The organism is Bacillus zhangzhouensis, from assembly GCF_000715205.1.
Classification (GTDB): Bacteria; Bacillota; Bacilli; order Bacillales; family Bacillaceae; genus Bacillus; species Bacillus zhangzhouensis.
The window spans coordinates 13823-35085 of record NZ_JOTP01000028.1; the positions used below are offsets into that span (position 1 = coordinate 13823).

At 39.6% G+C, this 21263-nt stretch carries 27 protein-coding genes and 1 pseudogene; 9 read left to right on the forward strand and 19 right to left on the reverse strand.

Annotated elements, in window-relative coordinates; genetic code table 11:
- Positions 1-6 precede the first annotated feature (6 nt).
- Together BA70_RS16120 and BA70_RS16125 are read right to left on the reverse strand one after the other, a co-directional pair.
- A complete protein-coding gene (locus BA70_RS16120; protein WP_034324401.1) occupies positions 7-1023 on the reverse strand; it encodes a thiazole biosynthesis adenylyltransferase ThiF in 1017 nt (338 codons plus the stop codon).
- Between the two features lie 29 nt (positions 1024-1052).
- The gene (locus tag BA70_RS16125; RefSeq protein ID WP_034324403.1) at positions 1053-1634 is read right to left on the reverse strand and encodes a molybdenum cofactor guanylyltransferase; all 582 of its coding nucleotides are present in this window, start codon (positions 1632-1634) and stop codon (positions 1053-1055) included.
- Positions 1635-1717: 83 nt separating this feature from the next.
- On the opposite strand from BA70_RS16125, the gene BA70_RS16130 reads away from it, so the two are divergent.
- Positions 1718-2635, forward strand: coding sequence for a coiled-coil domain-containing protein (locus BA70_RS16130; RefSeq protein ID WP_034324405.1), 918 nt, complete (start codon positions 1718-1720; stop codon positions 2633-2635).
- Between the two features lie 63 nt (positions 2636-2698).
- On the opposite strand, the gene BA70_RS16135 is transcribed toward BA70_RS16130, so the two are convergent.
- From BA70_RS16135 to ahpA, 3 genes are all read right to left on the reverse strand, one after another.
- Complete coding sequence (locus BA70_RS16135) at positions 2699-3280, reverse strand: Rok-like winged helix domain-containing protein (RefSeq protein WP_034324407.1); 582 nt, start codon at positions 3278-3280, stop codon at positions 2699-2701.
- Between the two features lie 482 nt (positions 3281-3762).
- Entirely contained in the window at positions 3763-4221 is a 459-nt protein-coding gene (locus BA70_RS16140) for a TlpA family protein disulfide reductase (RefSeq protein ID WP_034324409.1), read from the reverse strand.
- An 82-nt stretch (positions 4222-4303) separates the two neighbouring features.
- A complete protein-coding gene (gene ahpA / locus BA70_RS16145; protein WP_007498654.1) occupies positions 4304-4846 on the reverse strand; it encodes a biofilm-specific peroxidase AhpA in 543 nt (180 codons plus the stop codon).
- Between the two features lie 272 nt (positions 4847-5118).
- Between ahpA and BA70_RS16150 the strand changes: the two genes are divergently transcribed.
- A complete protein-coding gene (locus BA70_RS16150) occupies positions 5119-5928 on the forward strand; it encodes a mechanosensitive ion channel family protein (protein ID WP_034324412.1) in 810 nt (269 codons plus the stop codon).
- Between the two features lie 22 nt (positions 5929-5950).
- On the opposite strand, the gene BA70_RS16155 is transcribed toward BA70_RS16150, so the two are convergent.
- The 14 genes from BA70_RS16155 to fadH form a co-directional block, all read right to left on the reverse strand.
- On the reverse strand, positions 5951-6193 hold the full coding sequence (locus tag BA70_RS16155; protein WP_034324415.1) for a YkuS family protein: 243 nt from the start codon (positions 6191-6193) through the stop codon (positions 5951-5953).
- A gap of 50 nt (positions 6194-6243) precedes the next feature.
- Complete coding sequence (locus BA70_RS16160; RefSeq protein WP_051691179.1) at positions 6244-7422, reverse strand: N-acetyldiaminopimelate deacetylase; 1179 nt, start codon at positions 7420-7422, stop codon at positions 6244-6246.
- 34 nt (positions 7423-7456) lie between these two features.
- Positions 7457-8167, reverse strand: a complete 711-nt coding sequence (gene dapD / locus BA70_RS16165; RefSeq protein ID WP_034324420.1) for a 2,3,4,5-tetrahydropyridine-2,6-dicarboxylate N-acetyltransferase — start codon at positions 8165-8167, stop codon at positions 7457-7459.
- A gap of 109 nt (positions 8168-8276) precedes the next feature.
- Complete coding sequence (locus BA70_RS16170) at positions 8277-8702, reverse strand: flavodoxin (protein ID WP_051691180.1); 426 nt, start codon at positions 8700-8702, stop codon at positions 8277-8279.
- A gap of 49 nt (positions 8703-8751) precedes the next feature.
- Entirely contained in the window at positions 8752-9645 is an 894-nt protein-coding gene (locus BA70_RS16175) for a WD40/YVTN/BNR-like repeat-containing protein (RefSeq protein WP_034324424.1), read from the reverse strand.
- Positions 9635-10111, reverse strand: a complete 477-nt coding sequence (locus tag BA70_RS16180; protein ID WP_034324427.1) for a flavodoxin — start codon at positions 10109-10111, stop codon at positions 9635-9637. The genes BA70_RS16175 and BA70_RS16180 overlap by 11 nt, the downstream gene beginning before the upstream one ends.
- 121 nt (positions 10112-10232) lie before the next feature.
- Positions 10233-11114 carry a LysR family transcriptional regulator gene (locus BA70_RS16185; RefSeq protein WP_034324430.1) on the reverse strand — a complete coding sequence of 294 codons (882 nt, stop codon included), beginning with the start codon at positions 11112-11114 and terminating at the stop codon, positions 10233-10235.
- A 97-nt stretch (positions 11115-11211) separates the two neighbouring features.
- Entirely contained in the window at positions 11212-11655 is a 444-nt protein-coding gene (cbpB, locus tag BA70_RS16190) for a cyclic-di-AMP-binding protein CbpB (RefSeq protein WP_034324432.1), read from the reverse strand.
- A gap of 145 nt (positions 11656-11800) precedes the next feature.
- Positions 11801-11992 (reverse strand): antirepressor AbbA, encoded by a 192-nt coding sequence (gene abbA, locus BA70_RS16195; protein WP_003210802.1) that lies wholly within the window; start codon positions 11990-11992, stop codon positions 11801-11803.
- Positions 11993-12141: 149 nt separating this feature from the next.
- Positions 12142-12657, reverse strand: a complete 516-nt coding sequence (locus BA70_RS16200; protein WP_034324435.1) for a ribonuclease H-like YkuK family protein — start codon at positions 12655-12657, stop codon at positions 12142-12144.
- Between the two features lie 144 nt (positions 12658-12801).
- The gene (locus tag BA70_RS16205) at positions 12802-13044 is read right to left on the reverse strand and encodes a YkuJ family protein (RefSeq protein ID WP_003212254.1); all 243 of its coding nucleotides are present in this window, start codon (positions 13042-13044) and stop codon (positions 12802-12804) included.
- A gap of 183 nt (positions 13045-13227) precedes the next feature.
- Positions 13228-14124: a manganese catalase family protein gene (locus BA70_RS16210; RefSeq protein WP_034324437.1), complete on the reverse strand. Its 897-nt coding sequence runs from the start codon at positions 14122-14124 to the stop codon at positions 13228-13230.
- A 263-nt stretch (positions 14125-14387) separates the two neighbouring features.
- Complete coding sequence (locus BA70_RS16215; RefSeq protein ID WP_034324455.1) at positions 14388-15608, reverse strand: EAL domain-containing protein; 1221 nt, start codon at positions 15606-15608, stop codon at positions 14388-14390.
- A gap of 64 nt (positions 15609-15672) precedes the next feature.
- The gene (gene fadH / locus BA70_RS16220; RefSeq protein WP_034324440.1) at positions 15673-16437 is read right to left on the reverse strand and encodes a 2,4-dienoyl-CoA reductase; all 765 of its coding nucleotides are present in this window, start codon (positions 16435-16437) and stop codon (positions 15673-15675) included.
- A 139-nt stretch (positions 16438-16576) separates the two neighbouring features.
- Between fadH and BA70_RS16225 the strand changes: the two genes are divergently transcribed.
- The 7 genes and pseudogenes from BA70_RS16225 to BA70_RS20685 form a co-directional block, all read left to right on the forward strand.
- Entirely contained in the window at positions 16577-17434 is an 858-nt protein-coding gene (locus tag BA70_RS16225) for a metallophosphoesterase (protein ID WP_034324442.1), read from the forward strand.
- Between the two features lie 156 nt (positions 17435-17590).
- Positions 17591-18088 carry a L,D-transpeptidase family protein gene (locus BA70_RS16230; protein ID WP_034324445.1) on the forward strand — a complete coding sequence of 166 codons (498 nt, stop codon included), beginning with the start codon at positions 17591-17593 and terminating at the stop codon, positions 18086-18088.
- 73 nt (positions 18089-18161) lie between these two features.
- Positions 18162-19439, forward strand: a complete 1278-nt coding sequence (locus BA70_RS16235; RefSeq protein ID WP_034324448.1) for an MFS transporter — start codon at positions 18162-18164, stop codon at positions 19437-19439.
- Entirely contained in the window at positions 19440-19571 is a 132-nt protein-coding gene (locus tag BA70_RS20855) for a hypothetical protein (protein WP_275574594.1), read from the forward strand.
- Between the two features lie 317 nt (positions 19572-19888).
- Entirely contained in the window at positions 19889-20104 is a 216-nt protein-coding gene (locus BA70_RS16240) for a hypothetical protein (RefSeq protein WP_034324450.1), read from the forward strand.
- 286 nt (positions 20105-20390) lie between these two features.
- Positions 20391-20612, forward strand: a complete 222-nt coding sequence (locus tag BA70_RS20680; RefSeq protein ID WP_420834686.1) for a cupin domain-containing protein — start codon at positions 20391-20393, stop codon at positions 20610-20612.
- A 131-nt stretch (positions 20613-20743) separates the two neighbouring features.
- Positions 20744-21100 (forward strand): annotated as a pseudogene (locus BA70_RS20685) (helix-turn-helix transcriptional regulator); the annotation flags it as partial.
- Positions 21101-21263 lie beyond the last annotated feature (163 nt).

Sequence of the window (21263 nt, forward strand, 5' to 3'; positions counted from 1 at the left end):
TCACTCCTATATGCCTAGCAGTCTTGCTAGTAATGAATTTGCTACTTTTTCATCATTTGTCCCATGGATTAATGCACGTCCTCCTTTGAAACAGACAATACGGTATGTTTCATAGCGTACATGGATTAAAAAATCGTTCACTTCCACCTCACAAATAGACGACAGACGTTCTTTCAAATACTCAAATGATAGATTCGCTAAATCCTTTGACACGATTTGAACTGTGTCTCGCCCGCAGAGGACCGTCGTTTTTTTACGCTGATCGTGTAAATATGGGTAGGTTCTTTTCGTGCCGCAAGATGGACAGTCCTGCTGCTTAGTACGAGATAAATCCATTTTAAACGATGTGGACTGCCATAGATCAAATGTGACAAACTTCTGCTCGATTTGATCTTCATGCCCAGTTAAATATTTTAGTGCCTCTGTTTGCTGATAAGCAGAGACCATTTGAACAGCAGGTGAAATAATCCCCGCTGTATCACACGTCAGACCACCAACAGGCATTGCTGTGAAAACACATGATAAACAAGGCGTTTTATCCGGCAGTATGGTCATATACATCCCCTGACTGCTCACACAGGCACCATATATCCACGGCGTCTTCGTTTCTAGTGATAAATCATTCATCACCATTCTTGTCTCAAAATTATCTGTCGCATCAATGACGATATCCGCTCTCTGAAATAATGGTCTTAATAGCTCAGCCCCAGCATCTTCAATAAGGGCGTGTATGGTCACTTCATGGTTGATCTCTTGGAGACGTTTTTTTGACGCAATCGCTTTTGGCACATGTGCCTTTGCATCATGTTCCGTATAGAGCTGCTGCCGCTGTAAATTTGAGAACTCTACATAATCACGATCTACAATTGTCAAAGTGCCGATTCCAGACCGGACAAGCCCTTCAGCAGATGCAGTTCCAAGTGCACCAGCTCCAACGATCAGGACATGACTTGCAGCCAATGCCTGCTGGCCTTTTTCCCCTACCGGAGGGAACAAGATTTGTCTTGAATATCGCTCCTTCAATGTTGTTCTCTCCTCCTCGTTTTTATGTATCATATCATACCGTTTTCAGGTAAATCGCTTCTTTTATTGATATTGTGAAATTCATTTGATGTCACGTTGAGTTCGTCCTCTGGAACAACGCGCACCTTGAGCTTTTGAAGCAAGTCTTTGATCGCTAATTGATTCTCTTTTAAACACGCGTGAATAAACGGCAGACAGCGGCGGTGATAAAGCGCAAACAGGGGTTGTAATCTGCCCTGCACAAACGGGACAACGGCATCTACATGCTCGTTGCAATAGGACGATAATACCTCGGCTGTCTCTTTTCGTATGAAAGGCATATCACATGCAGTCACCAAATACCAGTCCGCATCTTGCTTTTGCATAGCGGTATACATGCCGGCAAGCGGCCCGCACCCGCGCATCTGTTCATCATCTAACCAGACAGCTTGTTCACCTCTTGCTTTGAAAAAAGGCAAAAGCGCTGGATGACTGATGATGATGGTTTGTGCATCCAATAGCTGCTTTTTAACATGCTCATACAGTGGTTTTCCTTGATACACATGACTTGCCTTTGGCTCTCCAAAACGTCTGGAAGCTCCTCCAGCTAATATCACATTCACTACGCTCATCATCCCATCCCCTTTGATATGGTTGTTCTATTTACACTCATTTCGCATACTTTATTGGTAACATGAATAAGGAGGGTCTACCTATGAACCGGCGCCATGCTTCTCCCCTATTCCATGATCTATCTCAAGAGAATTTATATTTAAAAGCTGAAACTGCCAAATATCAACAAATGATTTCTGATTTACAGTCCACATATACGTATTCTAAAAATAAGAAGTTAACTCAAGAATATCATGAGATGAAAAAGGATTTCACTGAATTAAAACAACAATTGGAGGAAATGACCATTGATCAAGGCGATGCTGCCTCTAAAATACAGGATCTCTCCTATAGCAAATCAGAATTATTACATAAAATGGTCCTTCTCCATGAGATGCTGCAAAAGGAAACCTATCATAGAAGAAAAGAAACAGAAGAAAAGCACCGGCTGCATTTGAAAGTTGTAAAATATAAGGAAATCTCTCAACAATTAACTGAACGGTTACAGGATCAAGATAAGCTGCTTTCAAAAGAGGAGAAGAAAGGAAATACATTATCAGCTGTGATTGAAAAGCTGCAGCAAACACTAAGCGATAAAAACGCAGAGCTCTATTTATTACAGGAAGGCGTCAGGCATCTTCAGGAACGTTTTTATGAAACACAAGAAAAATTACTGCAAATTGAAAAGGCAAAGGAAGCGATTTTTTATGAAGCGCTCACAAGCTATCAAAAACAGTTAGCAGAAAGCGAGGAATGGATCGCAGCTCATTTTGCTGATATTGACCAGTCAACTCAAACAAACAGCGAGCCTTTCTCACCAGATCGTATCCTGCAAACAACGGAAGAAATTGAACCTATTTTGAAAAAACTAAACGAACAAGTTCAAACCCTCCAGGCACAAGTCGATGCGGTGCAGCGTAACGGGGAGGTTATGACAGTGAAAATCGAAGGATTCAAGAAACAGCGTGACCACATGCCTAAAGAACGAAAGATTGTCTATACAGTTGATCAAAAGAAGTGATCAGCTCATGATGTAAAAAATAAAAAAACTGCCGGCTTTTACGCCCAGCAGTTTCTTTTTTATTTATTCGTCTTCTGTTTGAATGTCGCCTTCTAAAATATACTGTCCGCGATAAGGCTTCTTCACTTCAGGATACATTTTAATTAAGCTTTGCATAAACGTGGTCATATTTGGAATTTCAAGACCGCTCTCTTTTTCAATCTCTTTTTGAAGCTCTGAGCTTTTAATTGCCGCATTATGACGCTTTAACGTTTTGATCGCAGCTTCACGAAGCTTAGCTGCCTTTGAACCAGGTCGAGCTGTGCCTCTTCTGCGTCTTGTAGTTCCTTCAGGAATACCTACAGGTGCACCGTTTAGCTGACCTGTTCCTAAAGGTGATGTAGCGTTTGATTGTGATGGCGCCGGCTGCTGGTAGCTTCTCATTTCTTGTGCAGCTAGCTCAGCTAATACAGGCAGTGAATCCGTTTTTCTCTCTGTACGCACTTCTTTTTTTGTATCTGTCACTAGACCTGTTCCTTGACGGTCTAATTCTCTTAATTTTGCATAAATCGCATCTCGTTCAATTTGATATTCACGAATGACCTTTACTTCTGCTTCATTTAGTTGTTCCAATCGTAAACGTAACGCTTCCCTCTCATTAAACAATGGATTTCCCCCTCATCATATAAAAAATATTCTATAGTAAATATTAGATTAGAAAACTAATTTTATCAACTATTTTTTTATCATTTTACAGTTTGCTAACAGATAGGTATTTTCAACTAAAATTTTGCCAAAGAGGAAAATTCGGCACCCAGTTCATTGCCACTATAGGCTTTTGACAAACTTTAAAATATTGTAAAAAATTTGAATAAACGCTTCTACTACTTGATTTATATAGTTATTTACCAAACTGAAATTTCTTTTGTGCAAAAACGTTCTGAATAGTAAAAAGTTAAAATCTTTACATTTTCATTTCAAAATAAAAATGTAAATAGGTCGTAATACCTTTTTATTTCAAAGATATTTTTTAATAAACTCCCTCATTTTCTCTTTTCTTAGGAATAACACCTACATGAAAAGTCCATCTAGTCCAATATGTCGCCTGTTTTTGCCCATGAAAAAACCCCCATTCATGGGGGAAAAGCCTATTCTGCAGCCTTTTCAGACTCAGATAGAACTCGATTGACACGTTTTTCCAGCATTTTCATACCGCTTCCGCCAGCTTGGAAGTGACGTAAAGCACCTGTTTTATCAAATACATAATACGCAGGTACATATTCGTTTTCAAAGGCTTCTGTTAATTGATGATCACTGTCCACAAAGATTGGCTGTGTGATTTCATGCTCTTTCGCAACCTCTTTGATTTTTTCTAGATCCAGATCATCCTCTGAACGCGGCATATGCACAGCCACGACGTTTAGTTGATCCTTGTATTCATCACGGAATTGATTGACTTGAGGCATTGCCTCTTTACAAAGATGACAGCTAACTGACCAGAAATGAATCAATGTTGGTTTATCACCAATTAGATCTTCTTTTGTTACTTCTCCATTTAACCATTCTTTTGCACCAGTTAGTTCTGGCATTGGTTGACGTAATTTCATTATGAAGCGCCTCCATCCATTGTATGTGTCGAAACAAAAAGGTCTAACATCAGTTAGACCCTCCTGTTTCTTCAGCTATCAATTAAAGTGTTTTTTGACCAGGCTTCCAGTTCGCTGGGCAAAGTCCACCAGTTTGTAATGCTTGAAGAACACGTAATGTCTCATCTACATCACGACCGATATTGTTGTGGAATACGGTTTGATATTGAAGTTCGCCTTCTGGGTTAATAATGAATAGCCCGCGAAGTGCAATTCCTTCTTCTTCAATTAAAACGCCGTATTCTCTAGATACTGTGTGGTTTGTGTCAGCAGCTAGTGGGTATTTTAATTCACCTAGACCATTGTCTTTACGATCTGTGTTGATCCAAGCAAGATGCGTATGGATTGTATCAGTAGATACACCAATGATTTCTGCATCTAAGTCTTCGAATTCATCATAACGATCGCTCATTGCCGTAATTTCAGTTGGGCAAACAAATGTGAAATCCATTGGATAGAAGAAAAGAACTGTCCATTTGTCATTCTTGATGTTTTCCTCTAAACTTACTTTACCAAATTCCTTGTTAGCAAGTACTGCTTCCATTTCAAAACGTGGAGCTTGTTTTCCTACAAAACGCTCTGCCATATGTAAATCCCTCCATAAAATAATATCTTTATACAGACTTCTTAGCTGTATATAAAATGAGAATCAAAAGATGAAATTCTCATTTAGTTAATAACTTCACAAATATAATTATAATACTTAAGCGATTTTTAGTCAATATTAATTAATAATAAATTTAATTAACGATTTGTCACAATCTCTCGCTCCAACTAACAAAAGTTTAACATGACTTGCAGGAGGGAACAAATGATTAGCTTCTCTTTTAGAGCATACATAGAAAGGTTTTGAAGATCGTGAGAGCATTTGAACAAGTAGATTGGGTTTCCATCATCCTCAATAGCAGTATAATTTTGCTAAAATTAATCGCTATTTTTATGATTTATTTTGTCATCAGAGCCATAGGAAACAAGTTGATTAAGCGTGCCTATGATAAATTCTCTAAGAAACACGAAGTCTCTTTATCAAGAGCTCAGACGCTGCAAGGTCTGACGTTAAATATCTTCGCCTACTTATTGATTTTTATTCTAGTTGTCATGATCCTCGACTTATTTCATTATAATCCGACTGCTTTGCTAGCTGGCGCAGGTGTCGTTGGGCTTGCAATCGGTTTTGGCGCACAAGGACTAGTAAGTGATATTGTGACAGGCTTCTTTATTCTATTAGAAAAACAATTCGATGTAGGCGAGTATATCACGGTTGCAGGCTTTGATGGCATCGTAGAACAAATCGGACTTAGAACAACACAGCTTCGAAGCTTTGATGGTACCCTTCACTTCATTCCAAATCGAAGCATACTGAATGTTAGTAACCATTCAAGAGGGACCATGCAGGCACTCGTTGATATCGAGTTATCTCCAGATGAAAATGTGGATCAGATGATTACAGCCTTACAAGCAGCCTGTGATGAGGTACGGGCAGAAACACCTCAGATTATTGAAGGACCTCAAGTGGTCGGTGTGGAGGCGTTCGGTTCGTCTTCCCTCGTGCTGCGTATCATTGCGAAAACCGAAACAATGGAGCAGTGGCGGGTAGAACGAATTCTACGCAAAAAAATGAAAGAAGTACTTGATATAAACAAAAAACAAAAAGAACCGGGATCATAATCTACCGGTTCTTTTTCTCGTTTTATTGAACACGCTGTTCTACTTCTTGACAAATTTCATCAGCTGTCATACCTGATGCTGTAATGATGGATGCCTTTGTTGTTGTGTCTGAAATGCCAAGAACATTTGAATCTAGTCCTGTCACCACATAGCAGTCGCACTGATCCATTTGTTGTTCATTTTGAATACGTACGACGTCATACCCTTTTTGCTTCAAAAGTTCTTCTACATCGGATAAAGATGGTTCTACACCAATTCTTGTCATAATCAAGAACACCTCCTGTTCATAAGGTTTACAGGAGGCGGCACGATTATTCATTCACCGGCTTGCTTTTTAAAATAAGCCGTCATGACATTTACAGCCGTTTCGATGGCCTTTTCATTAGGCATGAGTTTTGCATGGTGCAGACCATATTCTGAATCTACCCCCAACCAAAACATGAAGCCAGGATATTTTTTCAGCATGTAGCCAAAATCTTCTCCTGTCATGGCTTCTCTACATTCAATCACATTCGCAAGCCCTTCTTTGGCTACATATGACATAAATTCTTCTGTCAGGTCCTTTGAATTGTCCACTTCGTAATAAGATGAAGGGTATCGAACTGTTGCCTTGCATTCGTAGCCAATTTCAATTCCTTTTGCTAGCGCTTCAATTCGCTTTCTCACCTTTTCCATAGACTCTGGTGAGAGCGTGCGAATGGTTCCGTCAAGTTTGGCATGCTGAGCAATGATATTTTGAGCAGTTCCTCCCGTAATCGTTCCGACTGTAATCACTGCACTATCCAGAGGATCGACATTACGAGAAATGACAGATTGCAGCTGACCTACAAGTGCACTTGCAGCGACAACCATATCATTCGCTAAATGAGGGTAAGCAGCATGTCCCCCTTTTCCTTCTAGATCAATTACAAGTTCACTCGTATTGGCAAATAATAGCCCGGGCTTTGTTGCAATCGTTCCAACTGGATATTCAGGTGCAATATGCAGCGCTGTAATAAAGTCTGGCGTCCACTTTTTCAGGACATCACTTGCAAGCATCGGTTCAGCCCCGCCTGGTCCTTCTTCTGCTGGTTGAAAAATAAATAGGATATCTTCTTTGATTGGCTGATGAACGAAATGATCGATAATACCAAGGGCAATGGTCATATGAAGATCATGTCCACATGCATGCATTTTCCCTTCATGCACAGATTGAAATGGATACCCAGTTTCCTCAGGAATAGATAGACCATCCATATCTGCACGATAAGCAAATACACGCGCGGGATTTGTTCCTTTCACTTTCACAAAAAGCCCAGTCCGCCATGTTTCAATCTCTACTCGATCCTTTGAATACATATCGAGATGCTTGATGAGATACGCTTGTGTTTTAAATTCTTGGAAACCAAGCTCGGGAATTTGGTGTAAATCTCTTCGAATGGATATTAATTGCTCACGATTTAACAAGTGAACTCGCTTCCTTTCCAATATACGAATAAGACGTGGATATATCATCCACGTCTATGTCTTCTGCTGCGAATTGTATGAATTAAAGCTGACGCAGTTCTTGTTTGATTTCAGTCTTACCTTTTGTTTTTTCATCAATGTCTTTGATTTTCTTTGCAGGTGTACCTGCTACAACTGTGTAAGGCTCAACATCGTTGACAACGATCGCACCTGCTGCTACAACCGCTCCTTTACCAATTGTTACGCCTTCTAAAACAACAGCGTTCGCACCGATGACAACATCATCTTCTACGACGACTGGTTTAGCAGATGGTGGCTCAATGACACCTGCAAGAACAGATCCAGCACCGATATGACAGTTCTTACCTACTGTCGCGCGGCCACCAAGCACCACGTTCATGTCAATCATCGTACCTTCACCGATCACGGAACCGATATTAATAGAAGCACCCATCATGATGACTGCATTATCACCGATTTCAACTTGATCACGAATGATTGCACCTGGTTCAATACGTGCTTTAATATTTTTCAAGTCTAACATAGGAATCGCAGAATTGCGGCGGTCATTTTCCACGACAACATCTTCAATTTTGTCTTTGTTTGATGCTAAAGCTTCCTGAATTTCACTCCACTCACCGAAGACAACACCTGTGTTGCCAGTGATGAACGTTTTTGCCTGTTCACCAAATTCAATACCTTCCAAGTTTCCTTTGATATAGACTTTGACAGGTGTTGATTTAGTACTATTTTGAATAAATGAAATAATTTCATTAGCGTCCATTTGCTTCATGTATGTATGTCCTCCTCTTAATTTATACTTCATTACTGTACCAAAGGAGAGTTTTAATGACAAGTGAAAGAATTGTCTTCCCATTGGCAAATAAAACAAGCGGGCCCGATTATCCCGCTTCTTGCTGGTGAAGATGAACAAATTGTTTGCCAAAAGAAATCAATTCCTCTTCTTCGTCTCCTTCTGGATTCAGCTCAATTTTGACTGATGGCAGGACAATATCACCACCAAGCTCCTTCACTTTTTCTTCGATTAAGTCAACAGCTCCGCAAAAATGCTCATATGATGTATCTCCGGAACCGAATACAGCAAACGCTTTTCCCGTTAAATCAAGCTCTTCCATTTCTTCATATAAATCAATAAAATCATCTGGAAGATCACCATCTCCCCATGTATACGCACCTAACATAATGTGCGAGTAATCATTAAGAAGCTCGGCATCAATATCCATCGCTTCATGTCGGTCCACGCTAGCTCCTGCATCCTTTAATCCTTTTTCAATTAAATCAGCCATTGCTTCTGTGTTCCCAGACATCGTGGCATACACCAATAAAACCTTTTCCGTCACTTTTTCTTCCTCCTTATCAATGAATCAGCGCAGGCTCCTCATATGGCCTGACAAACTTGCTTTCATATAAACCCGCGCAGAAAAAATTTTCGTTTTGATTGGCAACACGAAAACCGTGTCCTTTGATCGTATCAAACCATTTGAGCTCTTTTTGCTCTATATCAAGCTGATACACTTTAGAAAACCCGTGTTCGTCTTGTGAGGTGGTCACATAAACAATGCCATTATCCTCTGATACATCCAAAAACGATTCTTCTCTAGCGAAGGCTTGTGATTGAATATCATGTAGAATATTTGTATGTAAGTCTAAAATTTGAACAGAGCCTTTTTTGCCTTTTTTTGAGCCTAACGCACAGACAAGAAGATGATCCTGACAGAGCAGCATAGAAGCTGTCATTCGGTGCTCTTCTCTGTTTAGTAGAAAAATCTGTTCACTCTCCAAGTCATACACCCATATTCCCCCATGAACCTCATGAATCTGTGTTCCAATATAAAGGTGATCACCAGCAACACATAAAGAGCGAATGACAGGAGGATGATTCACATGAGCAAATGGCTTCATAATTTCCCAGGAAATCCCGAAATCATTTGACACATAGATACTGTGCTTTCCATGGGCACACACAAATCCATCTTTACGTCCTGTAATAGACCAAACGACTGCATTTGTTGGAAATGATGATAGCGCCCACGTATTGCCCTCATCTCCTGACCTGATCACTGTTCCATTCTCACCAACACCAAATAAATAAGGCCCAATATAGCTGATGGCATGAATTTTATGCTTGAGCTTAAACAGTTGCTGCCACCCGCTCTCAACACTATAGTGAAAAATACCTTCTCGTTTTACAGCGACAAAGTATCCGCCACTTTTAGATGCAGCAACGGCCGTCGCTCCTTTATGAAACATGATTTTCAACTCGTTTCTCAGACAAAGAGGCCCACGTTAAAAAGCTGGTAGCAAATTCTTGACAGCACGCCACATCTTCATCTGTATCTGGTGCAAGCTCCATTTTCAATGTTTCAGGAAAAACGGAGGCACCGGTTGATTGCAGCATGTCATGGAATGTATGAACAGCCTCGCAAAACTTCGGATAGCTATAATCACCAGATCCGAATACAGCCGCTTTAATGTCACTAAGTTCGAGAGTTGAGACCTCTTCATAAAAATCCTCTGCTTCATAAGGTAAATCTCCATCACCCCATGTATAAGAACCGATCAATACATAATCGTATGAAGAAAGATCCTCTGCGCTCGTATCATCAAATTCCATCATTTCTGTATCTATCCCTTTTCCTTCAAGTGTTTGCTTTAAGATCGCTGCCATATCTTCCGTATTGCCAGACATACTCGCAAATGCAATTAGTGCTTTCATTTATTGGTCACCTCATCTAAATGATAATCATTTTCAATTATTATATGTACACTTTAAATGATAATGATTTTCATTGTCAAATGATTTCATAAAAAAAGCACCTCCTAATTTCAGAAGGTACTTACACCGCATCACTTTCAAGCATTTCTTTCACCACACCAACAAATGCTTGAACCTGTTTTAACTGAAAAGACGCTTCATAGCCTAGAAGCCATGTGTCACGTCCGATTTGCTCTCCATTTACATCAACGAGCGGGGTTTTATGAACACTTTTTTCGTGGTCATATAAGGTGACAGAAGGCAAAATGGCATAACCGATGCCATGATAAGCCATTTGTTTACATGTCTCAATTTGGTCCACAAGAATCGTCTGCTTTGGGGACACTTTAAATTTTTGGTGCCACCAGTGCTGGATTTCCTGATAATAGGTGCTGTCGCTTTTAAATTGAATAAACGGTCGTTCTGTCTCAATTAACTCATCCACATCCTGGATTACGGAATCAACTAAATATAAATGATCTGTCATCAAATATTCTTTTGTCCCCTTCCAATCAGGGTTTCCACGAATAATCCCAATGTGCACATGGTCTTCATACAAACTTTTGAGCATTTCACTACTCCAGCCGGTGACGAGTGATACTTTGGCATTTGGATATTTTTCGACATACCGCTTTAACACCTTTGGCAGCCAGTGCTGTCCAATAATGGACGCAACCGCAAGCTTGAGTGTGCCATGAATTTCTCCTTCAAGCTCATCGATTCTCTCTCTCACACGATCTTGCTCCGTCGTGACCTCTTTTGCAAACTGGATAATCTGTTCACCTGCTGAAGTCACGGTCAGCCCTTTTTGTGAACGAAAAAAGATTTTAGTTCCCCATTCCTTTTCGATCGTTTGCAACCTTTGAGATAATGCAGGCTGAGAGACAAAGAGCCGCTCCGAAGCCTTTCTCATATTCAATTCTTCACTTAGCACAACAAGCATATGTAACTCCTGAAGCTGCATGGGCGTCCCCTTTCCCTCTATAAGTTTTTCTTATTCCATATGATCATTATATAAACTTTAACTTATGAAGGCAAAAAAAAATAAGCTGGGCTTCAGCTCATTTTTTTGCGGAATGAATGACCTCATTTAAGCGCTTTAATACAACACGTCGAGTAAAAATTCCTTCAAATACTTGCTCCTCATTTACTACACAAACAAATCCATTATTCGTCACAGCGTGAACACCTTTTAGCACAGGATCAGTCGTTTTGAGTCTTGGAATATCTGTTAACATGACCTCTTCTACCTTCAATTGGTCCAGTTTCTCGAATTCAATTCGTTCTAAACCAAAGATTTTATCCATGATCATATTCGTTCCAATTAACCCGTGTAGATGATAAGAAGCATCTAATACGGGTATGGCTGTATATCCTGTTTTTGTCAGGACCAAGAGGGCATGCTCTAGATTATTTCCAATTTGAACATGTGCCACTTTATCTGCATCAATCATATGCTCGGCTACTGTTGACTCAAGTAATTGAGTCGGTTCTATCTCTATCATGTTTCTTCGACCCCTTTTCTCTCGATCATCAATCATACATTCCCTTTTCATATTAAGCATAAACTAAAACGAAATTTGTCGAAAGATTTTTTCTGCATAAAAAAGATACTCAGCCTCGAGTATCTAATAGAATGTTAAACCGATATTAATTCTCAAACCTTACTCTGTCATACAATGTGATCAATTGCTTATACGTATTGTCGTCGACATTTTTTGTCCCACATTCTATATCATTGATCTCACTGCTTAGTAATTCGACAGCATATTCCTGATTCAGCAATACGTTTAATAATAGCTTTTTCTCTTCTTCATTAAAACGATTTTCGATGACGCTCATTCAACATCAGGCCCCCTGTTTCATATATGCTTTTATATTGATTAGCAGGCTTTTGAATGTCTGCTTCCTCTCTATACAGCTAGAATAAGGAACTAGAATCGAATCGTCAACCGCACGTTTCGACAAGGTTTGGAGAAAAATGACGGAATTTATTTTGTGTATCGATTGGCATAGCAAAATGCTGCATATGAGTCGGGTTTTATTTTTGCTTCAATTCCCATAGCTGTGATCATTCCGGTCATTTCCTGAATCAGCTCTTTCGTACTTCCTTTTTTGCCAATATCTAGATGGGCTTCAAAACGGAGGTCTGCCCCTTCCTCAGCAAACGGAAGAAGCAAATCCATCAGTTCTGTTAAAGGACCCTCCAGGATGTCTGCACATACCTTTTGGCTAAACGCTGTCTCTAATGAAATTTTTTCTCTAAGACTTTGCACAGGCCTGCTGATCACTTGTTGTGTGAGACAGCCCCAAGCTCCTTTGCCAACCCGGTGAAGATGAATTGCAGTCATAAATTTTGTGACATTCTGATTAACCTGAGAATCCGTACCAATTGATAACACATAGACGGATCTAGGGTCTTTTCGAATAAAGTCTTTCATTCTCATGACGACATCAGAAAACGCTAAATCATCTTCAGAAAGATTGTAGAAAAAAGAATCACTCACAGAAAGGAACTCCTTTTTAATGGTCTCTTATCCGAAAAATGCGCTGATTGATCATCTTCCATTTGTACATCACCTATGATGACAAGTGTATATTGCCGCAATAAACGAAGGAATCCTTAGAAAAAACATTTCATAAGATTCAGCTTAGGATTGTAGAAGCTCAAAAATTTCAATCGAAATCATATCAATGTTGTCAAACGGGAAAGTGTTTGGCTTATCCCCTTGTTGAAAAACAGTCAATTCAAACGTTTGATTCTTTTCGAAATACTTAACACTACAGATTTTCTCACCGTTCACTTCGAAATAACGCTGTGCCGGCTCGTTTGCAGCTTCTGCTGTCTCTTGAAGACTTTGCAGCCTTGTAATGATACCCATTAATTGTGACATTCTAAAAAAAGACTCCTTTCAAAAAACAACTCAAGATGAACCCGTATTGATTATACACAAGTCCTACAAAGCATCATACCATAAAGTGTTCTCAGATGATATTTTTCCTCTTGAATTCAAAAAAAGAAAAAGAATCTGTTTTTTTATTTTGAGTCTTTTTTCTCATCTCATACACGATGTTTTTTATAAACCGGCAGATCTCATGAGCCGTTTGGCAATTTCGTCAAAATCCTCTTTTGAAATGCCCGGGGCAAACTCTTCCGGTAATTCTCTATAATCTGGTACAGGTGCACCTTGCGGGGTGCCCTCAATGACTGTCAGCGGCTTTCCATCAATCGGATGGCTGCCTTTCCAAATTTTATTGATATCCTTGTAATCCGTATCACTAAACGTGTACAGCTTCGTATGCATATTTTGATCTTCAAATTTTCTCGCAGAGTCAAAATATTTGTTATCGAGGTTTGGAATCGGCAGCATCTTCCCTACATCTACTCCTGTGGCTACCTCAAGCGCTTTTGCATATGCCACAACATGCACACCGCCCCTTACAAGTAAATATCCGATCATCTCTCTTGCCGTAGGATGATCCGTCATTTCATATACACGCATTTTATGCGTACGAGCCCCGCATTCAAGAAAGAAATTATGAAGAAGATCAAGAATCAGGTTACCACTTGAGAACACATTCTCTCCTGTCCAAGGTTTTGCCATTGAATCAAACGGATAGCCTGTTTGTGCCGTTTGAATGAAATGCTGTGTATTTCGCTTATCGACAGCCGCCTTCATCGGTGTCGTATCTGGATCTCCGCCATGGGTGGTCCCGGTAATCATGAGATTCACAGCCGTTGTCACAAGCTCTACATGACCAAATTCTTCAGCTGTAATACTTGATACGAGGTCATAAAACGGTTTGAGTTTTCGTTTCCCTCTAAAGTTAAAGGATTGAAACATATAATTATTTAATGTGGACATTTCACCAAATTTCCCGCCGAGTAATTCTTGCACAGCAGCGGCCCCATTTGCATCTGGGTGATCTGGTCTTGGCAAATCAATCAGCAGCCGCTTGTCACGTTTGATCATGACTTTTCCCTCCTACCGTCTAACTATCATCACTTAAGATGTATGGAGGATTTGGGATGTCCTATGCATAAAGGAAAAGATTGAAGCACAAAAAAAACTTGGCGGGGGTAGCGCCAAGTTTTTTGGATCTTGATCTGATAGAGGGGTTGGGGAACAGAGAGTAGCTTCTCTCTATAACTAAATGATAATGATTATCAGTTTCATTGTCAACCATTTTTTTATTTCTTTTTTCTATCAAAAAAAAGCAGCCGCTCTGGCTGCTTTTAAATTAATCCATCTTGCTCATATAGATAGGCATATGGAAGATCTATAAACAAATACATGTCTCCCTCTAACGGATAAGAAAACGTTCGTATTCGCTCCCCGGTTTCTAAATCACTGTAAATATCGCTGAAAAACCCTTTCCCGCTAATTCTCATTTGAAGAATATTCGCTAGGAAATAAGGGCGCCAGCTCCAGTTTTTCTCTATATACTCCGGCTGAAATAGCCATTCTTCTTCTTTTTTAAACACATTTCCAGTGATTTGAAAGCCTTCCTCATTACACATATAAATCCGAAAGCTGCAATCTGTTAGTTCGAGTGCCAGTTTTTGTATGAGTTCATCATTTGTGCTGCATGATTTTTTTAAGGTCGTGACAGCTTGGTGAATTCGTTTATAAAATGTTTCAGAATGTTCGTAAACAGCTTGAAGTTTCTTTTTCTCATGGGCAATAAATTGTTGAAATTCTTCTCTAAGTTGATCTTTTCGTTTGTTACGGTCGATTAATTCCGCCGTAGGCTCATGCAGATAGAACCCTTGAAAATATCTCCCGCCATTTCTCCATGCATACTGCAGCTGAAAATTTGCTTCAATGTCCTCATAAATTAAGGCCGCTCCTATTTTTCTTGCAAGCAAGGAAATGCTATACAAGACATACTCATAGGAAGGGGAAGGTGCGGATGCCCTTAATGCGTGTAAATCTATTTTTAATAGATCGGGTGAAAGCAGGGCAATCCGGTCAAGGTTACTGCTTTCTTTTCCTATATTAGATACGGCGATTTTGATCCCATATGTACGATAATACGTTAACGTATGGTAAAGCTGTTCAATGTCGCCGCTAAACGTATGTTCAGTAAATTCAATGACAAACCGGTTAAGCTGAATGCCTCTTGCTTCATATTCCTTTAAAAACGCTAAAAAGCTTTCGCCATGATCAAGCATAAGGACATTGGCATCATAATTAATAAAAATGAGCAAATCTTCATCAGCCGTTGTGAAGAGATCAAGTGCTTGACTCAGTACTTTTTGATCTACTTCCAATTTATATTCGTCAGGAATAGATGAATCCGTAAAGAAGGAGCCTAGGCTAACCGTTTCAGACTCAAGCTTCATTCTTCCTAGAATTTCATAGCCTATCACTTTTTGCTCTTCCGCACTGAAGATCGCTTGATAGTGCGGGAAAACATCTTCAATATTCGTTAAAATATCCAATGGATCGACCATTTTCATCACCTGCTTCTCTCTTTGTGTGATTATACCACATCAAAAGCAGGTCTTACACGGTCATTCAAAATGGTGATTGGTTGAGCCATTGACCTCCATCCATCGTGATACAATCTCCATTAATATAAGACGCATGTTCAGATAATAAAAAGGCCGCAAGCTCTGCAATTTCCTCTGGTGTGCCCAGTCTGCCAAGAGGGACACTATCTAAAGTTCTTTGCGCTGCCTCTTCAGATTCCCACAGTTTATCAGCACCGCCTGTTCTCTCAATTGGTCCTGGTGCAATCGCATTGACGCGAATTCGGTATTGCTTTCCCCATTCTACTGCAAGCGTTCGAGTAAGAGACAGAACACCTGCCTTTGCTGCTGCTGAATGCGCCACACCTACACCAGCACCCCATGCATAAGTGGCTACCATGTTGATCATACTTCCCCTTTTCTTTTGACGAATCCAGTAATTGCCCATTGCATGACTGCAAAAAAATGTGCCATTTAACACAATATCAATGACCGCTTTCCAGCCGTTAGGAGACAGCTTTTCTGCCGGGACCAAAAAATTCCCCGCCGCATTGTTGATGAGCGCATCAACATCACCAAAAGTATCCACAGCAAACTTTACCATTTGATCAGCATCCTCTGGGTTTCGCACATCCATTTGGAAGTAAGCAACCGATCCACCTTTCTGCTTGATTTCATTTGCGGTCTTTTCCAACGTTTCTTCTGTTCTTCCAGTAATCACAACATTCCAGCCTCCTAGTGCCAAATGGGTAGCCATCGCCTTCCCCATCCCATTAGATCCTCCTGTGACAATCACTGTTTGTTTCGTCATTTGTTCTCCCCCTTTGTATAATTTGAATGGCTATTCATTCATTATTTCCCTATCATATCATGATTTCCCCTCCATGCACCATATGGGAGATTTAACACAGATCATGCTATACTTAATTTTATTTTTAAAGGAGTCTTATATGAAGCAACTTTCCCGCAGACAGTTTTTAAAAGGAGCAGCTGGTGCGAGTATTTTAGGCTTTTTGGCTACAACATGTGGATATGGCTATGCCAGATACATCGAGCCGCACATAATTGATGCCGTGTCACTGACCATTCAAGATGCTCAGCTTCCAGCTTCATTTGATCAGTTTAAAATTGCCCAATTTAGTGATGTTCATTTAAGTGATACATTTCCTGCTAAGGATCTAGAAGCCGTCGTCCAGAAAATCAATGCTGAATCTCCAGACCTCATTGTGTTCACAGGTGATCTTGTTGATTTTCAAGCATCAATTGAAGAACATGAAAAAGCCAAAGCTTATTTGACTAAACTTCATGCTCCGTTTGGTAAGCTGGCGATATGTGGAAACCATGACTACGGACCATTTGGCGTGGAGCTTTATGAAGAAACGATGGAAGCTTGTGGATTTACATTATGTAAAAATGATGTGTTTCTTTTAGAAAAAGAAGGTGTGCACATTCAGATCGCTACACTGGATGACCTCATGATGAGCGTGCCAGATTACGACCTCATCAAACGGGAAGTATCCTCTGATTTATTTACTTTACTGCTCGTACATGAGCCTGATGCTGCACTAGAACTGAACGCCACGCCCATTAACTTGCAGCTCTCTGGGCATACGCATGGCGGTCAAATACAGCTTCCTTTTTATGGACCAATTCTCACAGCACCTTATGGCCATACATATGTAGAAGGTTTATACGGCAGCTATCAGCACCGCATCTATGTCAACCGCGGACTCGGGACAACAAGACTGCCACTTCGGTTTTTAGCCAAACCTGAATTAACCTATTTCACATTAACATCTCATGTGTAAACAGAAGCCAAACCGCCCTTTCTTGCATATGTATAATCAAAGATATTTCTCATGACAAATGTTAGGAGAAACCTTACTGGGCCTGATTCCGTCCATATAGTATATCGGTGACGGGCATCATGGCTTCTTTTATTTGAGCAAAAGGAGTGTCCTTTGGTGCTACGATACACGGTGAAAAGTGGAGAAACACTTGCTTCTATAGCGCTTGATTTTCGAACAACGACAGATGCCTTAAAGGCTGCAAATCCGTCACTTCAGGCTCGCGAGCCAGTACAAAATGAGGTCATCATTATTCCAGGGTTACCGGATCCTAGCACGATCCCTTACCGCATCTCTGTTTCGATTTCAATGAAACGTCTCGTTTTGTTTTCTGGATCACAGCTCATTCGCTCGTACCCGATTGCAACAGGAAAAATATTAAATATGACACCGACAGGTTCTTATTATATTGTCAACAGACAGCCAAACCCAGGAGGTCCCTTTGGCGCCTATTGGCTGAGCCTTTCGAAAATCCATTATGGCATTCACGGTACGAATAACCCTTCTTCAATTGGTAAAGCTGTTTCTAGAGGGTGCATTCGCATGTATAATCAGAATGTCATCGAACTTGCTTCACTCGTTCCAAATGGAACACCTGTGACCATTAGCCAGTAGGAGAAATCAATTGTATGAATGGTTAAAATTTTATATGATATAAAGTGGGATCTTCAGGTTAAGGAGCGTAATTATGGATATTTTTAAAAACAGAAATTTTGTTCGTCTCTTTTTTGCAGCACTTGCCTCGCAAATGGGGACAACAGTAGGCAATATGGCGTTTGCCTTTTATTTGCTCGACCATTTTAGTCAACAGCCCGCCTACGCCACATTGGCAGAGTTAATGTATTCACTACCTACCATCTTTGTCTTTTTTATGGTCGGTGTGGTCGCAGACCGTTTTGATCGTAAAAAAGTCGCAGAGAATTGTGATTGGATACGAGCTGGGCTGACGATTGTTTTATTTATCGTCATTTATTTTAATTCACTTCCACTTATTTTCTTGATCTTGTTTATACGAAGTGCCGTTACGAAGTTCTTCTATCCAGCTGAAGCATCTCTCGTACAGGCGATTTTAAATAAAGATCAATACGCAAAAGCCGCTGGCTTAAATCAAATGCTATTTAGTTTATTTATGGTGTTTGGTGTTGGAATCGGTGCTATTACGTATAAAACCATTGGTCTTCATGGTGCCATTACGATCGATTTGATCAGTTTTATTATTTCCGGCATCCTGATTCGTTCATGTAACATTCCAATGGAAGCGCGTCAGCCAAATGGACAAGCAGGCTGGAGAAGTATGACGATTAAAACGTCTCTTAAGGATTTTAAAGAAGGCATTATTTATATTTTAAAAAATAAATTACTGGCTTCCTTAATTTTTGGCTTCTTTGTTTTCGGTCTTGTCAATGGCGCATTTGCAGTCCTTCCAATGTTTACAATGAAATATGGTCTTTCACCAGATCACTTTGAATTGCATACATCATTCTTTACGATCGCGATCGGTGCAGGGCTTCTTGTTGGAAGCGTAATGGGCTCTGTCCTCGCTAAAAAGGTAAAGATGCAATATCTCATGTCGATTCCAATTCTGATTGCAGGCATTCTTATTTTTGTACTTGGTTCTACCCATACATTGTGGTTATTTTATGTTACATCATTTGTCATTGGAACGTGCATCGGTCCAATCAACATTGTCATTGGCGGCTGGCTGCCGAGAATCGTCCACCCTCGTCTCATGGGACGTGTGTCAGGATGGGTTGATCCGCTTACTATGTTTGCCCAATCAATGACGTTAGGTTTAATCGCGGTACTATTTCCAAAGCTCGTGACAAATATTTCTTATATTTATTACGGAATGGGCATGATTATTTTACTCGTCTTCCTTTTTTACTTCATTACACTGCCAAAATTCAGCAGAGAAGCTGCCGAGTTAGATGTACAGCGTGAATTAAAAGGCCAAGGAGTTCAATAAATGAAGCAAAAAGGACTTTCTCCTATAGAAAGTCCTTTTTTCATTGCTGAAACACAAACGACGCTTACTTATTCTGTTCATCGAAATGATTGGAAGCAAAATGAACGATTCTTTCGACTGCATAAATACTAATAAATAGGATAAGGAAGAGAAGAAAAGGATGAGAAGAAAAGGATGAATGGGCTGATCATCTACCACATACACAATGCCTCCAACGACAAATGCGACCAATAAAGGAGTTAAAATATCTTTCAAGATAAACAGTCCTTTCTTTTATTATGTACACTGATCAAACCTCTTATATACATTATATAACTTTATTTACTTTATCAACCATTTTATTGTGTTTAAAACAACATGATTGTGTATAAAATAGCAACAATTTTAATAAAAATTCTTTACATTATTGGAAGTTTTATAGTAGGATGGTCAGGTTGGAGGTGAGGGGTATGCTAAAAAGTTATTATTTTATTCATTCAAAAGATGATCATGGACAGTATGTTGTACATACAGAAGATTGTGCGTTTCTAGGAGATGCTTCAAGCCGTACATTGATTGGTCTGCACATGAATGGTGAAAGTGCCATTGAAGAAGCCAAAAAAATGACGAATGACACTGATTTTAATGGTTGTTTTTATTGCGCTTATTCTAGTCATACGAAATAGTCCATTTTTTAAGCCATATGTTCGACTCTGTTGTCTAGCATATGGTAGGTTTCAGAAGCAATCATGACTCAACATAAGAAAGACATACAAATTGAGAAACTACCCATTTATTTAAATAGGTAGTTATCATGATCTAATAGTTCACTTTATATATATTTCATTTCCATCAATTCTTCTAAGAACTCCCATTACCTCAAGCCAAATCTAGGTCTCTCTTTTGCTCCTTCTATGAACACTCACCCTTCTTCTGTTTTTTGAGCTGATACAGTGTCATGAATAAAATCATATATACAATACTAGCTGTCCCCCTCTCCACTGGCATGACGAATTTCAATTTGTCTTTATTTTAGAGGGCGAGGCTGAATTTCACATCAATGAAGACACTTTATCTATAAAGGAAGGAGACGGTGTATTTATCAACAGTGGCATGGCAAAAGACGCCAATGGAACGACATGTTCATATATTTGTTTAAACGTTTCTTCTCATTTCATCACAGCCAATGAATGATTCACCACGTTCGTTCATCGTTATATGCAGGTGAGTCAAACACCGTATATTCTATTCAACGTAAAGGTCAAAACATATCTTTCAATGTATTCAAACCATTCAACAATGAAACATAATGCAGTAAACACCATAAAAATGAACGTACGAAACACATGCTCATATGGATTTATCAGCATTATCTTGAAAAAGTACTTCTTCGAGATATCTCTCATGCAGGACAGCTAAGCCGCTCTGAATGCTGCAGATACTACAAAGATATTCTAAACAAATCACCCCTGCATTATGTCAATGAGTATAGAATTCAACAAAGCCTCATCTTGCTTCAAGAGACGAATTTAAACCTACCAGGAATCGCCTACCAAGTAGGCTTCAACAGTACAAGCTATTTTATTAGTGTTTTTAAAAGAATAAAAAATACGACACCTTTAGCATATAGAAAATTAAAAGAGTCGCATTCTTTTCAGCTGAAACGGCTACATGAGATATGAAGATGGTGGTTCTGCCCTTTTAACATTCAACCACGTTTCAAAATCATTATGAATGGCTATTGTAAATAAAAGCGATGGAGTCCTATCGCTTTTTACAATAACTCTATTTGCAATTTACTAATAATAATCCAACAAGTTAACAAAAATAAATTAAAAACAAATC

Excerpts from the sequence above, each read along its gene's own strand:
- cbpB (WP_034324432.1), bottom strand. The coding sequence starts at position 11,655 with ATGATAGAGATAGAACCGACTCAATTACTTGAGTCAACAGTAGCCGAG.
- BA70_RS16175 (WP_034324424.1), bottom strand. The coding sequence starts at position 9,645 with ATGTTTCATAAAGGAGCGACGGCCGTTGCTGCATCTAAAAGTGGCGGA.
- dapD (WP_034324420.1), bottom strand. The coding sequence starts at position 8,167 with ATGAAGCAAATGGACGCTAATGAAATTATTTCATTTATTCAAAATAGT.
- BA70_RS16130 (WP_034324405.1), top strand. The coding sequence starts at position 1,718 with ATGAACCGGCGCCATGCTTCTCCCCTATTCCATGATCTATCTCAAGAG.
- BA70_RS16125 (WP_034324403.1), bottom strand. The coding sequence starts at position 1,634 with ATGAGCGTAGTGAATGTGATATTAGCTGGAGGAGCTTCCAGACGTTTT.
- ahpA (WP_007498654.1), bottom strand. The coding sequence starts at position 4,846 with ATGGCAGAGCGTTTTGTAGGAAAACAAGCTCCACGTTTTGAAATGGAA.
- BA70_RS16205 (WP_003212254.1), bottom strand. The coding sequence starts at position 13,044 with ATGTCACAATTAATGGGTATCATTACAAGGCTGCAAAGTCTTCAAGAG.
- abbA (WP_003210802.1), bottom strand. The coding sequence starts at position 11,992 with ATGAGCGTCATCGAAAATCGTTTTAATGAAGAAGAGAAAAAGCTATTA.
- BA70_RS16140 (WP_034324409.1), bottom strand. The coding sequence starts at position 4,221 with ATGAAATTACGTCAACCAATGCCAGAACTAACTGGTGCAAAAGAATGG.
- BA70_RS16225 (WP_034324442.1), top strand. The coding sequence starts at position 16,577 with ATGAAGCAACTTTCCCGCAGACAGTTTTTAAAAGGAGCAGCTGGTGCG.
- BA70_RS16240 (WP_034324450.1), top strand. The coding sequence starts at position 19,889 with ATGCTAAAAAGTTATTATTTTATTCATTCAAAAGATGATCATGGACAG.
- BA70_RS16160 (WP_051691179.1), bottom strand. The coding sequence starts at position 7,422 with ATGATATATCCACGTCTTATTCGTATATTGGAAAGGAAGCGAGTTCAC.
- BA70_RS16155 (WP_034324415.1), bottom strand. The coding sequence starts at position 6,193 with ATGACAAGAATTGGTGTAGAACCATCTTTATCCGATGTAGAAGAACTT.
- BA70_RS16170 (WP_051691180.1), bottom strand. The coding sequence starts at position 8,702 with ATGTCTGGGAACACAGAAGCAATGGCTGATTTAATTGAAAAAGGATTA.
- BA70_RS16215 (WP_034324455.1), bottom strand. The coding sequence starts at position 15,608 with ATGGTCGATCCATTGGATATTTTAACGAATATTGAAGATGTTTTCCCG.
- BA70_RS16180 (WP_034324427.1), bottom strand. The coding sequence starts at position 10,111 with ATGAAAGCACTAATTGCATTTGCGAGTATGTCTGGCAATACGGAAGAT.
- BA70_RS20855 (WP_275574594.1), top strand. The coding sequence starts at position 19,440 with ATGAAGCAAAAAGGACTTTCTCCTATAGAAAGTCCTTTTTTCATTGCT.
- BA70_RS16210 (WP_034324437.1), bottom strand. The coding sequence starts at position 14,124 with ATGATCAAACGTGACAAGCGGCTGCTGATTGATTTGCCAAGACCAGAT.
- BA70_RS16235 (WP_034324448.1), top strand. The coding sequence starts at position 18,162 with ATGGATATTTTTAAAAACAGAAATTTTGTTCGTCTCTTTTTTGCAGCA.
- BA70_RS16185 (WP_034324430.1), bottom strand. The coding sequence starts at position 11,114 with ATGCAGCTTCAGGAGTTACATATGCTTGTTGTGCTAAGTGAAGAATTG.
- fadH (WP_034324440.1), bottom strand. The coding sequence starts at position 16,437 with ATGACGAAACAAACAGTGATTGTCACAGGAGGATCTAATGGGATGGGG.